This window comes from Bifidobacterium sp. ESL0825 (assembly GCF_052606465.1).
In genome coordinates this window covers 1,327,755-1,343,202 of the sequence record NZ_CP199589.1, presented here as the reverse complement: position 1 = coordinate 1,343,202, position 15,448 = coordinate 1,327,755, and the positions used below count along the sequence as shown (strand labels likewise).

Here is a 15,448-nt window from a genome sequence, read left to right as displayed (position 1 = left end):
TCGTCTAACCTCGTTGTCGGAACTTATGGATGCCCCTGGTTCGTCCTGTCCGTCGGCATCCTCGCTGCGGATAGGGTAGTTAGACGCCCGGAGTTCGGAGTTTCAATCCTCCGGAGCGCTTACAGGTGTGTTGCTGCTTATTTACAGTCTTGCGATGATGTCCTGGCCGATTTGATCAGTGCTGCGTTTGCGTGAGGAGTTCTCCTCCGCATCCGCTTCCACAGCGCGATCGATGCGGGCGGCTGCTTTGTCGTACCCGAAGTGCTGCAGGAGCATGGCGGCAGACAGGACTGTGGCCGAAGGGTTGGCTATGCCCTTGCCCGCAATGTCGGGGGCGGAGCCGTGGATGGGTTCGAACATGGAGGGATGTTCGTCGGTCACATTGATGTTGGCTGATGCCGAATAGCCGATTCCGCCCACAACTGCGCCGGCCTCGTCGGTGATGATGTCGCCGAAGAGGTTGTCGGTCACAATCACGTCGAACCGGGAGGGGTCAGTGACCAGGAATATGGTGCAGGCATCGGCATGCAGGTAGTCATAGGTCACGTCAGGGTACTCTTTGCCGACCTTGTCCATGACCCACAGCCAGAGTTGACCGGCATAGTAGAGCACGTTGGTCTTGTTGACCATGGTTACGTGCTTCTTGCCTCCGCGCTTGCGAGCCAGTTCGAAGGCAAACCTCACCGCCCTCTCGATGCCGAATTCGGTGTTCATCGAGGTCTCGGTGGCTATGGCGTGCTCAGTGCCCATGCGCAGCAGACCGCCCATGCCGGAATAGAGGCCTTCCGTACCTTCTCTGATGACGACGAAGTCGATGTCGCCGGGGTTGGCCAGGGGGGATTTGACGCCAGGGTAGAGTTTGGAAGGCCGCATGTTGATGGCCTGGTCGAATGCGAAGCGGAGTTTGAGCAGCAGGCCGCGCTCCAGAATCCCTGACTTGACTCGAGGATCGCCGACAGCCCCCAGGAGTATGGCGTCCTTTTGGTCCATGTCCTTGAGCTGGTCATCTGTGATGAGGGTGCCGTCACGCAGGTATCGATCCGCTCCCAAATCATAATCGGTATAGTTGAACGAGACGCTGTCGCCAACGGCTTCCTTGAGTACAGCTTGCGCGACCGGCACGATTTCACGGCCGATTCCGTCACCGGGAATGACCGCGACGTCCAATATCCTCGTTGATGTTTGAGTATTCATGCCCTTCATGTTAATGACTACCTGACGATATGGCAATCGAAAAACCCTTGAAAACACCGATATACGGGATTTTTATATCAAAATTTGCATATTTAGATTGAAAATTCGCCATATACTTGATTTACTTATCAAAGTAGGTAGAGGTCTGTCCAATAGCTGCATAACATGAAAATGCATCGGATCATTCGACAGGCGGTAGGCAGAATATCCGTACTTTCTGTTGTTTTTTGTGTATCGGTCCTTGGGTGTCGCCTGGGGAAGGGTACATGGAGCAGACAGCATTCCAACAATGCAATTGGATAGAATAAAGCAATAAAAGCACAATTCATGGACCTGAACTGGCAATGATGCGAGTAAAGGGGATCGTGGGATATGACACCTAAGGATTATAAAAAGTGGATACCGGCGGATGAATCCGGCATTCTTGGGAAGAAAGCCATACAGATAAATGACGCAGGAAGGCTGGCGCGCGCCGTCTTCCTCCATCCGCTGTGGGGCGGGACATACCGGGTCAATTCGGACTATGCCTGCAAGCGTGAGTATATGAACTCCTTCCTGCTGTTTTTCATTGAGTCAGGCAGTCTTGATTATGTCTATGAGGGTGCTTCATTTACAGCTCACGCAGGAGACGTTGTTTTGCTGGACTGCAAAAACCATAATGATTACAGGTCAAGCGGGCTGACGCGATTCTCATACCTGCATTTTCAGGGCAACGGCGTACAGGCATACGCTGACTATCTGCAGGATGTCAACGGTCCCCTGTTCACCGATTCTCAAGATGCCGGGGATGAACTGATCTCCATACTGGACCAGATGCGCTCCGGGGATGCGTCACTGCCGCGAAGACAGTTGGACGAGTTGCTCCACCGCCGTTTGGAGCATGTGCTGGTGCTGCTTACACACCGAGTCGATGAAAGTCTGGAGGTGCACTATGACGACAATGTACCCCCGGATCTGTCAGCGGCCATACGATACATCAATAGGCACTTCGACTCGGATGTATCCATCCATGCGCTCAGCAAGATTCTGAATACGAGCGAGTCACAGCTCTCCCATGCATTTAAACGGCATTTGGACATGGGTGTGCATCAATTCGTCCTGGAGTGCCGGATTTCGCATGCCAAATACCTGCTGACGACCAGCAAGATCCCCATCGCCCAGATCACCAAGGAGTGCGGATTTACGGTGAGCTCGCACTTCTCGTCCTCTTTCAAGAAGCTTGTGGGTGTCTCGCCTTCTGAGTTCCGGCGGAATTTTTCATAATCTGCAGATTTTCTGAAATGGCGATGCCCAATATTCTGATTTCTGCAGGGAAGATAAGAAAAGATGTTTTCCCGGTCGATTGGCAGCAGTCGGGGAGTGCATGGCACCCTACGATGCAATGAGAGGGACGCAGTGCAGCTCCCTCAATAGCACAGTAATTACAGCGATAGCAATTACATCGACAAGGGAAAGTGAACGAAGATGACACTACGTATTGGAATCATCGGTGTTGGAACCATGGGCTCCGACCATGCCAAGCGTCTTTCGACCAGAATCAACGGTGCCACTCTCGCCGGGGTCTGCGATCTGATTCCGGAACGAGCTCAGAAGATGGCCGATCTGTACGGGGCCAAGGTCTATGCAACAGGCAAGGACCTGATTGACTCCCCGGACATCGACGCTGTCGTGGTGGCGACCCTGCCTCATGAGACCCATGAGCAGTTTGTTCTTGAAGCCATCAAGCAGAAGAAGTATGTGCTCAGCGAGAAGCCTTTGACCACTTCCGCTGCCGGCTGCCGTCGCGTGGTCGATGCCGAGATCGCCGGAGGTAAGCGTCTGGTCCAGGTGGGCTTCATGCGCCGCTTCGATCAGGGCTACCAGGAGATCAAGCAGGCCATTCAGAACAAGACCTACGGTGAGCCCCTGCTGATTCATTGCGCCCACCGCAATGAGGACACCCCGCTCAACTACAACTCCGATATGGCCATTGTGGAGACTGCCATCCATGAGGTTGACGTGCTGCACTGGCTGCTGGGCGAGGACTACGACTCGGTCTTCTGCTTCCTGCCCAAGAAGCAGACCCGCCACACCCACAAGGGACTGCACGATCCGCAGATCATCGAGATGGATACCAAGTCCGGCGTCCACATCGACTTGGAGGTCTTCGTCTGCAACCACATGGGTTACGACATCAACTGCCGCGTGGTTTGCGAGGAGGGCGAGATCGCCTTGCATGCTCCGCAGAACACCATCGTCAAGGTGGCCGAGTCCGAACGCGAGTCCATCCCCAATGACTTCACCGTGCGTTTCAAGGAAGCTTATGACCGCGAGATGCAGGCCTTCGTCGACGGCATCAACGCCGACCAGCTGACCGGTCCCACATCATGGGATGGCCTCATCGCCTGCGTGACCTGCGATGCGCTCTTCGCGTCCCGTGACGAGGGCGGCGTCCGCAAGAAGATCGAGCTGCCCGAGACCCCGTCCTTCTTCCAAGAGCAGTAAGGCGCGATCATGTTGAACAACAAGGGCAAGGCTCGCAATCTGAAGGATCCCAAGTACTCCAAGCTGTCCATCGGCGTATGCCCGGACCAGTGGGGTGTCTGGTTCGACAATGACGACAAGCAGCTTCCTCCCCGTCAGACAATGAAGGAGATGGCTGAGGCAGGATTCGAGATTCTTGAAACAGGCCCCTGGGGTTATTTTCCCAAGGACCCCAAGGAGCTCAATGCCTGGACCGACGAATACGGAATGAAGGTAGTGGCGGGAACCAGCTGGGGAGTCCTGCACAAGCCGGATCAGTGGCCTGAGACCGAGCGGCACTTCCGCGAGATCGCCGAGACCCATGCCGCTGTCGGAGCAGAGTACATCGTGCACCTGCCGCCGCTTTACCGTGATGACAAGACCTGGGAGTGGACCGATGACCGCGTCCTGTCCCCCGAGGCTTGGAACACCTATATCACCAATGCCAACAAGCTGGGCAAGATCATGAAGGAGGACTATGGGCTGAAGATGGTCCTGCATCCTCACGGCGATTCCCATATCGAAACCCCTGAGGAGATCGCCCGGATCTTCGAGAACACGGATCCTGAATATGTGAATCTGTGCCTGGATACCGGCCATATCGTGTACGGCGGCGGCGACCCCATCGAGATGGTCAGGAAGTACCCTGAAAGGATCACCTACGTTCACATCAAGGCTTTCGACCCGGCTTTGGTCAAGGAAGCCCATGAGAAGGACTGGCCCTTCGGTGAAGCGGTGGCCCGCGGCGCATCGGTGACGCCACCAGCTGGCGAACCTGATATGCAGAAGCTGGTCGATGCCTTGGCAGCCTTGGACAAGGAGATGTATGTGATTTGCGAGCAGGACCTCTACCCTGCCGATCCCTCCTTCCCTCTGCCTAATGCGATCAAGACCCGCGAGTATCTCGCTTCCTGCGGTCTGGGTACTCTCTGATTCTCAACATGTGAACAGAACCGGTGTCTGGCGATGTGTATCCGAATACTGTCGGACGCCGGTTTTTCTTTTTCAATAGGCCCAGGGGCGAAGTGGGGCAGTAAGTCCGGCTTTTGCGTTCAGCCGTTCTGATCGAACCGATGCCCCCCCCCCCCGCTCCTGGCCGATTTGCCGGCGGTCGTCGTATGTCGTAAACCGCCAATAGTCGGCGTGCGGATGTGTTTGTCTGAAAGGGATACAAGTCATGGAAGTAATTTACGCCACGGTTCATGTCAAGGACGAGAACATGGACGAGTTCCTGAATGTGATGACCGAGCTCGCTCGTAAGTCAGCCGCTGAGCCGGAATGCGGCGGCTACCACTTTGTTCAGCGAGTGGATAATCACAACGAATTTGCCTTCATTGAGTTCTGGCCCACGCCCGGCAGCCATGAAGCCCACTGCCAGAGCCAACATTTCAAGACGCTTTTCCCTAAGATGTGCGACCTGACTGAGGAGGGCGTTCAGGACATCATCAGCAGGCAGCTGGTCTGATTCTCGCCTGCCGACATTGGCGTATCAACGGATGATCTCATAGAGAACAGCCCGGTCCGGTAAGATCTGCAATGCTGTAGACCTTGCCGGGGCCGGGCTGTTTAGCTGCAAGTTTCAGTAGAGAAGGCTGGCTATGGTCTGCCGGGTGATGGTGGCCATGGTCGCCATATCCTCTTCGCTGGCCCTGTCGGAGAAGATCTCGGGGCAATACCAGCCGTCGAAGCCAGTGGATTTCACGGCATCCAGCCATTCCTGCAGGGGGATGACGCCGCCTCCGATCATGGTGTTGCGGTAGATGTCCATGTTGGCCACATCCTTGCCGGGGGTCAGAGCCAGTCCGTCAGAGACATGGACGGCCTTGATCAGATCGCCTGGCAGGGCCCGCACGTCGTCAGGCGTATCCCCGGCCGAATAGAACTGCCAGGTATCCACTGCCAAGCCGACGTTGGGCCTGGAAGCCTGATCGATGACCTCCAGTATCTGCCTGCAGCGGTTCAGCGGAGCCCAGGCCAAGGGTTCCAGGTAGATGCCCAGGTTGAAGTCGGCTGCGATGTCTGCTGCCTCTTGGACGTTTTGAGCAGTAACGCGGATCATCTCTGCCTCATCTCGGCCAAGGAAGCCTCGGTATCGGGGGTCATCATCGGCGAGCCTGCCCGCAGCATAGTCCTCGACCACCTCCCACCGTCCCGGTCCTGTGCACAGTTGGATGTACTGGGCCCCCAGTTCAGAGGCCACCTGGCACATGCGTCGCACCTCGTCCATCAGATCCCTGGCAGCGGATCCCTCCCGCTCGATGTCCTGAATGGACCCGATGTCGCTGACCGCGAGCCCGTCAAGCAGGGGCAGCAGGCTCTTTGCAGTGAATCCCTTGTCCAGGTAACGGTAGAGTTTGGGTGTCTGCAGGTCAATGCCGTCGTAGCCGGCCTCCTTGGCCAGACGTATATCGGTTCGTACGTTGCCGTACATGGTCACGGTCTGATTCATGCTGATGAGAGCCATGTCGCTCCTCCTGATGTCTGTATGTATTTTTGTTTTGCATGGCATCACTTAACGCGTTGCCGGGCCTCCGCCTCTATCTGGGCCAAGGTTTTGCCGCGTGTCTCCGGAACCAGGGCCTTGGTGAAGATGAAGGCGCCCGCGTTGATCAGCGCGAAAACGAAGAAGGAGCCTGCGCCGCCCAGTTTTTCGAGCATGACCGGGAAAATCAATGTCAGTATGAAGCTGGAAGTGTTGACGGCGATATTGGCATATGCCATCCCTTGGCCTCTGACCGCAGTGGGGAAAATTTCGGCGATCATCAGCCAGGTGACCGGTGCCATGCTTCCTTGGGCGAAGAGCAGGTAAATCATCATGATGGCGATCAACGTCCAGGACATAGCCTTGCTGGTGTTGCCCCCCTGAATGAAGAGGTAGCAGATGCCGATAGCAGTGAGGAATACGGTCACGCCGGCCGTGCCTATCAGCAGGTCGGTTCTGCGATCGATGTTGTCGATCAGAATCAGGCCGAATACCACGGCGGCTATGGCCGAGACCAGCATGACAGGTACCATGGCGATGACCGAATCGGTGGAGCCGAATCCCAGCGTGGTCGAGAAGATGGTGGGGGCAAAGAAGTTGATGGCGTTGACTCCGGAGAACTGCTGCATGACGGCCAGGCCGATGCCGACAATGAGCACCCGCCGGAGCCAGGGTGTGGAGAAGCTCTCCTTCTTGGCGTGCTGGGAGCTGTCTTGGCTGGAGGAGGTGAGACTGGCCTGCATGGATTCATAGGTCTGCTGGGCTTCCTGTTCGTCGCGTGTAGAGAGCAGGACGCGCACGGCCTGATCGTCCATGCCATGGCGAATGAAGTAGTTGGGTGTGTCATGAATAAGAAAGGCGATGACGACCAGGCAAAGCGCGGGCACCACACTGGCCCAGAGCATGGCATGCCAGTCGGCGACCTTGGCCAAAATGGCGTTGACACAGGTAGCCAGGAGCTGAGCGATATTGATCATCACCGAGTTGACAGACACCAGTCGGCCACGTTTGTCTGCCGAAGCCAGTTCGCCGATGGCCATGGGAACCACGCAGGAGGTGAATCCAACACCCAGTCCGACTGAGATTCTGGCAATGAGGAAGAAGGAGAAGTCGCTCGCCAGTGCACAAGCCGCGCAGGCCAGCAGCGAGATGCAGGAACCGGTAATGATCATTTTCTTCCGGCCGTAACGGTCGGCCAACGAGCCTCCCAGGAAGGACCCTACGGCGGCGCCCAGGAGAAGCCCTGCTGTCAGGACTCCCTGTTGGAAGGCGTTGAGTCCCTGCCCGTGGAAGTTCATGGTGACCAGGGCCCCCGATAGGACCACGGTCGTGTATCCATACAGGCCGCCCCCGAAAATGCCCAGAGCGATCATGAGTCTGGAGTATCGCCGCCGGCTGGCGGCCAGCTTCTCTATGTCGAGGTTGCGGCTGATCTCCCTATAGGTGGTGGACATGGGTGTTCCTCCAAGTTGGCATGATGCCGTATCCAATGCTCCGACATCGTTATCGGCGGCGGATCTGACTGCTATAAGCCTAAGGAAGATTGAGCGTTCGAATGAGGAGGTGAGACGTTTTCTATAAATACTGATATCAGATGTGCGCGTTTGCGAAAGAACAGGAAGCGAGCGCCAGCCAAGACATTGATGGTTGGCGCTCGCTTCTGTGGAAGGAAGCTGGTCAGTCTTGCAGACGATCAGGGGATAAGAAGCGTGTACTTGGTGGTCAGGTACTCGTAGATGCCTTCGCTGCCGCCCTCACGGCCTATGCCGGACTGCTTGACGCCTCCGAAAGGCACTGAAGCGTCGGAGAGGACACCGGAGTTGATGGCGAGCACGCCGGCTTGAGCATGGCCTTGGACCCACTCGCTGCGCTTGATCGATCTGGTGTAGGCATAGGCGGCCAGACCATAAATGGTGGCATTGGCTGCCTTCATTCCCTCTTCGTCGCTGCTGAAGCGGGAGATAGGCAGTACGGGGCCGAAAATCTCCTCGCGGAAGACTTCACACTCCCGCGGCACGCGATCCAGGAGGGTGGGCTGGAAGAAGCACTCGCCGAGATCGGAGCGATGGCCGCCTGCCAGCAGGTCGGCCCCGGCATCTACGGCATCTTTGACGATGCGCTCCATGCGGTCCACTGCCTTCTTGTTGATAAGCGGCCCGATATCCGTGGAGGGGTCCATGCCGTCCCCGACTTTTAGAGCGCTGACCGCACGCTGAAGCTTGTCGACGAATTCATCGGCTATGCCGTCTTGTACGAGAATTCTGTTGGCGGAGGTGCAGGCCTGGCCGTTGTTGCGGAACTTGGCCATCATGACCCCTTGGACTGCCTGGTCGATGTCCGCATCGTCGAAGACCAGGAAGGGGGCGTTGCCGCCGAGCTCCATGGATGTGCGCAGAACCTGGTCGGCGGCCTGCTTCATCAGGGTCTTGCCAACCGTGGTGGAGCCTGTGAAACTGATCTTCCGTAGTCGGCCGTCGGCGAAGAGCGCATCGGATATTTCGGGGGAGTGCTCTGAAGTAATGACGTTGACTGCTCCGTCGGGTACGCCGGCCTGGCGGAGGACCTCGACCATGGCCAAAGTTGTCAGCGGCGTCAAACCGGCGGGCTTGACAATCATGGTGTCACCGGCTGCCAGCGCAGGTCCGATTTTCCGGGTAGCCATAGCCAGAGGGAAGTTCCAGGGCGTCACCAGATAGCAGGGGCCCACGGGATCGTGGGTCACCAGGCCCTTGCGGCCGTCGGGCAGGTGGAAGGTCCGTCCATATGAGCGCATGGCTTCTTCGGCGAACCACTTGAGGAAGCCGGCCCCATAATCGACTTCGCCAAGGGCTTCCTGGTATGTCTTGCCCATTTCCTTGGTCATGAGCTCGGCAAAGAGCTTCTTGTTGTCCATGACCGCCTCGTAGCTGCTGTCCAGCAGATTTCGTCGCTCGACGGGTGTGGAGGCTGCCCAGCCTTCGGCGCTGGAGCTTGCGGCATCCAGGGCATCAATGGCATCCTCAGCTCCGGCATCAGCCAGTTCGAACAGGCGATCGCCGGTTGATGGGTTGTCGACGGCGAATGTTCGTCCCGTGCGGGATTTCCTCCATTGCCCGTTGATAAACAGGGTGTTCGATGCCTCTGGCAGCACTGTGTCGATTCCCTTTGTCCACTTCACTGTGTGTCCTTTCTCGTCAAGGCGTAGGCGGTGCCAGTTCGATTCGGGTCTTGGCTCATGAGTCGAATTCGATGATTTGCCGCAGGGCCTGGCCCTTGTCAAGGTCGTCCATGGCTTCGTTGATGTCGTCCAGCCTGATGTGATTGCTGATGAGTTTTTCTACTGGCAGCTTGCCGTCCAGCCAGAGCCGGGCATATCTGGGTATGTCTTGAGTAGGAACAGCCGACCCCAGGTAGCTGCCGATGACGGTTCGGGCCTCACCGGTGATGACGCTGGATGGCAGCGACGCTCTGACGGAGGGGTCCGGGAATCCTGCAGTGATGGTTTTGCCGCCGATGCCTGTCAGTTCGAAGGCCTGGTCCAGAACACCTGGCGCACCGGCTGCCTCGATAACGATCGGCGCCTTGATGCCCTTGCTTAGGGCTTCGTCAACCGTGTAGACATCGGTGGCGCCCATGCCCAAGGCGGCCTTGAACTTATCCTTGTTGCGGTCCACCCCTATGACTCGGCCTCGGCCCAGTGCCGCTGCCGTCAGCAGGGCGCTCATGCCGACTCCGCCCAGTCCGACCACCATGACGTCCTGCCCGTCCTGGGGGTCGGCGGCGTTGAGCACGGCGCCTCCGCCAGTGAGGACGGCGCAGCCCAGGACCGCTGCTATGGCAGAAGGAAGTTCGTCTGGGACAGGCACTGCTGAGCGTCGATCGACGGCGGCATAGGTGGCGAAGCCGGAGACGCCTACGTGGTGGTATATCCGCTCCGGACCCTTATGGATGCGAATGCCGCCGTTCATCAGGGTGCCGGCCTGATTGGCCTTGGAGCCGGGGGTGCAGGGCAGCCGGCCTCCGGTCAGGCAGTTGGCGCACTTGCCGCAGCGGGGCAGAAAGGCCAGGGTGACGTGCTGTCCGACCTTCAAGTCCTCAACCCCAGGCCCTAAGGCTTGCACGATCCCTGTGGTCTCATGGCCCAGCAGCATCGGCATGGGTCTTGGTCTGCTGCCGTTGACGACAGACAGGTCCGAGTGGCAGATGCCGGAAGCGGTGACCTTGACCAATATCTCATCCTGCTGGGGCGGATCCAGCTCAAGGTGTTCGATAGACAGCGGTCTGGTCCGCGCATAAGGGCCTGGCGCACCCATCGTCCTCAGCACAGCGCCGGTGATGTCCATATGGTGTTCTCCTTGTTGGTGGTTGGAGTTATTGCAAGTAGAAATCTGCAATCCGGGTCTCTTTAGTCGGTCATGGGCAGCCGATCGTTGCGGGGCTGGTTCTGCAGGGCTTGATTGATCCAGGTCTGATCTTCGCGGATGGTCACCTTCCAGTCGCGCTGTCCTCCGCCGCCCATCACATTCAGATAGTAAAGGTCGTATCCGGGGGCGGCGATGGAGGGGCCATGCCAGCCGTAGGGGATGAGCACTGTATCGCCGGGATGCACTTCGGTCATAATATTCAGAGGCCGTTCGTCGGCTGTGCCGGCACCCTGGTAGGCCAGGGGCCTGGCCTGTTCGGAAGCGCCCGGCAGCGCCTTCATCTGGAAGTAGTAGATTTCCTCGAGAGCGGTCTCATGATCATTGTTCTGGTCATGTTTGTGGACGGGGTAGGAGGACCAGCTGCCGCTGGGAGTGATGACCTCGCATACCAGCAGCCGTTCAGCTTCGATGTTGTTCATCATGCCGAAGTTTCGGGCCTGCCTGGAGGTGGGCCCGTTGCCCCTGAGGACGGTTTCGTTGTCTTCCGCCTTGACCAGCTGGTCTGGGTGGCGGGTGCTGGCGGGCGCTGATGCGACGGCGACCCGTCCCCCGGATGGGGCATATATCTCCAAGGGCGTTCCCGTGCCTACATATACGACATCGGTTGGTGCAGTGAAGACGTTTTGGCGCCCACGCAGATGATAAAGGCCAGCCTGCGTCCTGACATCGAATCCTTGGCAGAGGGGGACGACCAGGCGTTCCTCGTCCGCCGCAGGCAGGGTAAGAACCTGGTTTTTCCGGGGCTTGGCGACCCTGATGCCGGTGTACTGCCAACCTGTGACGGGTTGCGAGTCCGAGGCCCCCAGGCTCACCTCCCAATCACCCTTGGCTGCGCTGCCGTTTGGATACACCCATTGAGTCATCATGTCTCCTTTATTCAATCCTTTGACTTCCGCTGTCCCAAGGCGCGCTCTTCGGCCTCGATCTCCTCCAGGCTCTTCCCTCTGGTCTCGGGAATCATGGTGACTGCAAACACCAGGCATCCGATGTTGATAAGGGCGAACAGCAGGTAGGTTCCCGAGCCTCCCAGGCCGTTGAGCAGGAGCGGGAAGATCAGGGACAAGAGGAAGTTGGCCAAATTGAGCGCTATGTTGGCGTATCCCATCCCCTTGCCGCGGACGCTGGTGGGGAAGACTTCGGCCATCAAAAGCCATGTGACCGGCGCTACCATGCCCTGCACAAACACCAGATAGATCATCATCATGGCGATCATGACCCAGGATGCAGTGCGGGAACTGCTTGAGGGATCGATGAAGCGGTAGCTGATGCCGATAGCGACCAGGAAAATAATCGTGCCGACCAGGCCGACAGTCAGAATGGTTCGTCGGTTGATGCTGTCGATGAATCCCAGGCCGCCTATTGTGGCAGCGATGGCGGAGACCAAAATGACAGGTACCGTGGCCAGTATGGACATGGATGGTGCGAAGCCCAAGGTCTTGGTGAAAATAGTGGGCGCGTAGTAATTGACCATATTCTGCCCGCTGAGCTGGTTGATCAGGGCCAGACCGATGCCTATAATCAGCACCCTCCGCAGCCATGGTGTCGCAAAACTGCTGTCGGAATTCTTCTGGGCGGCGGTTTGGCTGCTGTTCTCGTGGGCCTGGGAAAGTGATTTGAAGATCTGTTCGGCTTCAGGCAGGTCGCGGGTCTCCGCCAGGAGCTGGATGGCCTGATCCTGCAGACCGTGCCGAATCAGGTAATCCGGGCTGTCCTTGATGACGAAGGCTATCAGCAGGAGCAGGATGCCTGGAACGACGGCCGCCCATAGCATGGCCCTCCAGCCGATGCCTATCTGTGTCAGGATGGCATTGACTGATACGGCCAGGAGCTGTCCGACCACGATCATGACTGAATTGACCGAGACTATGCGCCCCCTGTTGGCGGCTCTGGTCATCTCCCCCAGATAAATGGGGACGATAGTCGATGTGAAGCCGATCGCCAGGCCGAGAATGACCCTGCCCAGGCAGAGGATGAAAATACTGGGTGTTATAGCGCAGATTGCAGCACCGGGAATTGCCAGTACCGCACCGGTCAGGATCATCTTTTTCGGACCTAGGCGGTTGTTTAGGTTTCCGCCGGCAAAGGCGCCCACTGCTGCGCTCAGCAGCATCGCCGAGGTGATGAGCCCTTGTTCGAAGTCGGTGGGACGACCCAGCTGGCCTGATCCTATGTTCATGGTTATCAGTGCGCCGGATAAGGCTGTCAGCGTGTACCCATACAGCCCCCCTGCGCACAGTCCCAGGCATACCATCAGCCGGGTGTAATGGGTGCGGCGTCTGGATAGCTCAGCGGGGCTCTCGGCTTTAGCCAGCGTTTCAAATGACGACATGGCCATTCCTTTCAGCTGATATTGTCTGGCACGACTCTGTCTCCAGACATTGGTTGTTCTCAGTTGTAAGTCACCGCTATGCAGTTTCCTGGAGTGATCCTGACAGGTCTGCAAGTATTTATAAGATTCCAAGTCATTTTCTAAGAACGCCTCATTCTGGTTCAACCTCCTCATTAGGTTGGCCATCATTTCACCGTCAGCGGCTGTCTGATGCAGGAAGAATGGCATGGCATTGCGGAGTGTGGGGACGATATACAAAAAATGCAGGATAGTTATGAAATCACTTGCTCTTATGCCGTGGCTGCCAAGAGCGCGGCCGTCGACGGCCATGATTGACCTATGGACCGTTAACCCTAGCGAACTAGGGCAAGCGGTGACGGTTCCCCGCAGGTCTAGTCCATGGCGGACAGTGCGGGGTTTGCATTACCCCAAGTTTGAGAGGGTCACGGCGGCTAATAGGAAAGGTGCGAGGAAATGATAGGGACGAGCAAGGCTGATAATACAGTCAGGCTGACTGTTGGACAGGCCGTCGTTCGCTTTCTGGAGGTTCAGAAGGTGGAAAGGGATGGGCAGGTGTCCACCTTCTTTGGCGGCGCTCTGGGCATTCTGGGCCATGGCAATGTAGCCGGGGTCGGGCAGGCGCTCTTGGAGGAGATCGACCGATTTCGTTTCATCCAGGGGAAGAACGAGCAGGGCATGGCGCATATAGCCGTCGGCTACGCCCGCCAGATGAACAGAATGGGAGCCATGGCCGTCACCACCTCGATAGGGCCTGGTGCGGCGAATATGATCACTGCGGCTGGTACTGCGACGGTCAATCGTCTGCCGGTCCTTTTGCTTCCCAGCGACTATTTCTCGACCCGACGTACAGGCTCTGTTCTGCAGCAGGTCGAGAATGAACAGTCCAACGATATTTCCGCCAATGACTCCTTCAAGGCTGTCAGCCGGTACTGGGACCGAATCGACCGGCCCGAGCAGCTGTCGGCCTCACTGATGAGAGCCATGGAGACCCTGACCAACCCGGCTGCCACTGGCGCTGTGACACTTTGCCTGCCCCAGGATGTGCAGGCCGAAGCCTATGATTTCGACCTTGATCTCTTCCGTGAGCGGATTTGGCGAATCCCCAGAACCAGGCCGGACAAGGCTTCCCTGGCCCAGGCTGCCGAGGTCATCAAGGGTTCGAAGCGTCCGCTGATCATCGCCGGCGGGGGTGTCGTGTATTCGTCGGCCAGCAAGGTCCTGGCAGAATTCGCAGAGAAGACCGGGATTCCGGTCGGAAGCACCCAGGCAGGCAAGGGCGCCATCCCCTATGACCATCCGATGAACTCGGGCCCCATGGGTGCTCTGGGACTGCGCTTTGCCAACCGTCTGGCCCACACTGCCGACCTGGTCATCGGTGTTGGCACACGCTATACGGATTTCACCTCGGCATCCAATACGATGTTCCAGAACCCGCAGGTGCGCTTCGTCAATATCAATGTCCTCTCATTCGACGCGCACAAGGAGGCGGCCATTCCGGTCATTGGCGATGCCCGGGAGACGCTGAGCGAGCTGCAGGAGGTCCTGGGCGATTGGCAGGTGGATGAGGATTATCGTCGTGAGGCCATGGCCCAGGCCGACGAGCAGAGGCAGGCAGTGGACCGCATGGTACAGCATATTCCGGGCACCGAGGGGCTGGGTCAGAAGGAAGTCATCGGCATTGTCAATGAATTCACCCGTCCCCAGGATGTGGTTGTGAATGCCGCTGGGTCCATGCCCAGCGATCTTCAGAAACTCTGGAAGGCAGGCAGTCCGCTTGGCTACTCGGTTGAATACGGCTATTCCTGCATGGGTTATGAGATTCCTGCAGCTCTGGGCATGCGGATAGCTGATCCCAGCAGGGAGATCTTCTCCTTCATTGGTGATGCCTCCTTCATCATGTACCACCAGGATGTATTGACGGCGATTCAGGAACGGGAGAAAATCATTCTGCTGCTTTTGGACAACGGTGGTTATGGATCGATTCATTCACTGTCCATGCAGGTGGGCTCTCAGGGTTTTGAGACCAAGTATTACTACCGGGGAGACAACGGTCGACAGAATCTTAAGGAACCGCTGCAGATCGATTTCCCCAAGATCCTGGAAGGGTATGGGGTCAAGACATATCCTGTCGAGGATGCAGACCAACTGCGGCAGGCTTTGCAAAAGGCGGCCGCCAGCGATCAAATCACCGCCATCTATGTAAGGGTGGCACCGGTGGAACGTGACGATGCAGCTGACGCCTACTGGGAAGTGGCAACTCCTGAAGTGGCTCATATCGAATCCTCTATAAAGGCCCATCAGGAATACGAGAGGATCCGCGATTTGCAGCGGACCTATTTGTGATCTGCTCGTTTCGGGCATAACCAAAACCAGGGCTGAAGAACTGCCGCCCAACTGACTGTCTGTACTGCCTGTCAGAATATTCAGCTGGACGGCAGCTGCTATCGGAAGCAGCGCAACCGCAGCAATTTGGTGATTGGCGCAAGCGGCTATCCCCGTCCCCTATGTCTTGCTTGG

The 15,448-nt window shown here is 57.5% G+C and carries 12 protein-coding genes; 5 read left to right on the top strand and 7 right to left on the bottom strand.

Annotation, left to right across the window (positions count from 1 at the left end; all coding sequences use genetic code 11):
* Positions 1 to 141 precede the first annotated feature (141 nt).
* Positions 142 to 1,194 carry a 3-isopropylmalate dehydrogenase gene (locus tag ACUIAG_RS05830; protein WP_445339324.1) on the bottom strand — a complete coding sequence of 351 codons (1,053 nt, stop codon included), beginning with the start codon at positions 1,192 to 1,194 and terminating at the stop codon, positions 142 to 144.
* A gap of 372 nt (positions 1,195 to 1,566) precedes the next feature.
* Here ACUIAG_RS05830 and ACUIAG_RS05825 point away from each other — a divergent pair, with 372 nt between their 5' ends.
* The 4 genes from ACUIAG_RS05825 to ACUIAG_RS05810 all read left to right on the top strand — a co-directional run bounded on the left by ACUIAG_RS05825 (position 1,567) and on the right by ACUIAG_RS05810 (position 5,161).
* Complete coding sequence (locus ACUIAG_RS05825; protein WP_445339323.1) at positions 1,567 to 2,457, top strand: helix-turn-helix domain-containing protein; 891 nt, start codon at positions 1,567 to 1,569, stop codon at positions 2,455 to 2,457.
* 201 nt (positions 2,458 to 2,658) lie between these two features.
* Entirely contained in the window at positions 2,659 to 3,678 is a 1,020-nt protein-coding gene (locus ACUIAG_RS05820; protein ID WP_261253554.1) for a Gfo/Idh/MocA family protein, read from the top strand.
* Positions 3,679 to 3,687: 9 nt separating this feature from the next.
* Positions 3,688 to 4,629, top strand: coding sequence for a TIM barrel protein (locus ACUIAG_RS05815; RefSeq protein ID WP_445339322.1), 942 nt, complete (start codon positions 3,688 to 3,690; stop codon positions 4,627 to 4,629).
* Positions 4,630 to 4,873: 244 nt separating this feature from the next.
* Positions 4,874 to 5,161 carry a putative quinol monooxygenase gene (locus tag ACUIAG_RS05810; RefSeq protein ID WP_445339321.1) on the top strand — a complete coding sequence of 96 codons (288 nt, stop codon included), beginning with the start codon at positions 4,874 to 4,876 and terminating at the stop codon, positions 5,159 to 5,161.
* Between the two features lie 114 nt (positions 5,162 to 5,275).
* On the opposite strand, the gene ACUIAG_RS05805 is transcribed toward ACUIAG_RS05810, so the two are convergent.
* The 6 genes from ACUIAG_RS05805 to ACUIAG_RS05780 all read right to left on the bottom strand — a co-directional run bounded on the left by ACUIAG_RS05805 (position 5,276) and on the right by ACUIAG_RS05780 (position 12,910).
* The gene (locus ACUIAG_RS05805; RefSeq protein ID WP_445339320.1) at positions 5,276 to 6,160 is read right to left on the bottom strand and encodes a sugar phosphate isomerase/epimerase family protein; all 885 of its coding nucleotides are present in this window, start codon (positions 6,158 to 6,160) and stop codon (positions 5,276 to 5,278) included.
* 44 nt (positions 6,161 to 6,204) lie between these two features.
* Positions 6,205 to 7,632, bottom strand: a complete 1,428-nt coding sequence (locus tag ACUIAG_RS05800; protein ID WP_445339319.1) for a sugar porter family MFS transporter — start codon at positions 7,630 to 7,632, stop codon at positions 6,205 to 6,207.
* Between the two features lie 239 nt (positions 7,633 to 7,871).
* A complete protein-coding gene (locus ACUIAG_RS05795; RefSeq protein WP_445339318.1) occupies positions 7,872 to 9,335 on the bottom strand; it encodes an NAD-dependent succinate-semialdehyde dehydrogenase in 1,464 nt (487 codons plus the stop codon).
* A 55-nt stretch (positions 9,336 to 9,390) separates the two neighbouring features.
* The gene (locus ACUIAG_RS05790; RefSeq protein ID WP_445339317.1) at positions 9,391 to 10,500 is read right to left on the bottom strand and encodes an alcohol dehydrogenase catalytic domain-containing protein; all 1,110 of its coding nucleotides are present in this window, start codon (positions 10,498 to 10,500) and stop codon (positions 9,391 to 9,393) included.
* A gap of 62 nt (positions 10,501 to 10,562) precedes the next feature.
* Positions 10,563 to 11,444, bottom strand: a complete 882-nt coding sequence (gene iolB / locus ACUIAG_RS05785; RefSeq protein WP_445339316.1) for a 5-deoxy-glucuronate isomerase — start codon at positions 11,442 to 11,444, stop codon at positions 10,563 to 10,565.
* Between the two features lie 14 nt (positions 11,445 to 11,458).
* Positions 11,459 to 12,910, bottom strand: a complete 1,452-nt coding sequence (locus tag ACUIAG_RS05780; protein ID WP_445339315.1) for a sugar porter family MFS transporter — start codon at positions 12,908 to 12,910, stop codon at positions 11,459 to 11,461.
* Positions 12,911 to 13,384: 474 nt separating this feature from the next.
* Between ACUIAG_RS05780 and iolD the strand changes: the two genes are divergently transcribed.
* Positions 13,385 to 15,274, top strand: coding sequence for a 3D-(3,5/4)-trihydroxycyclohexane-1,2-dione acylhydrolase (decyclizing) (gene iolD / locus ACUIAG_RS05775; protein WP_445339314.1), 1,890 nt, complete (start codon positions 13,385 to 13,387; stop codon positions 15,272 to 15,274).
* Positions 15,275 to 15,448: the final 174 nt, after the last annotated feature.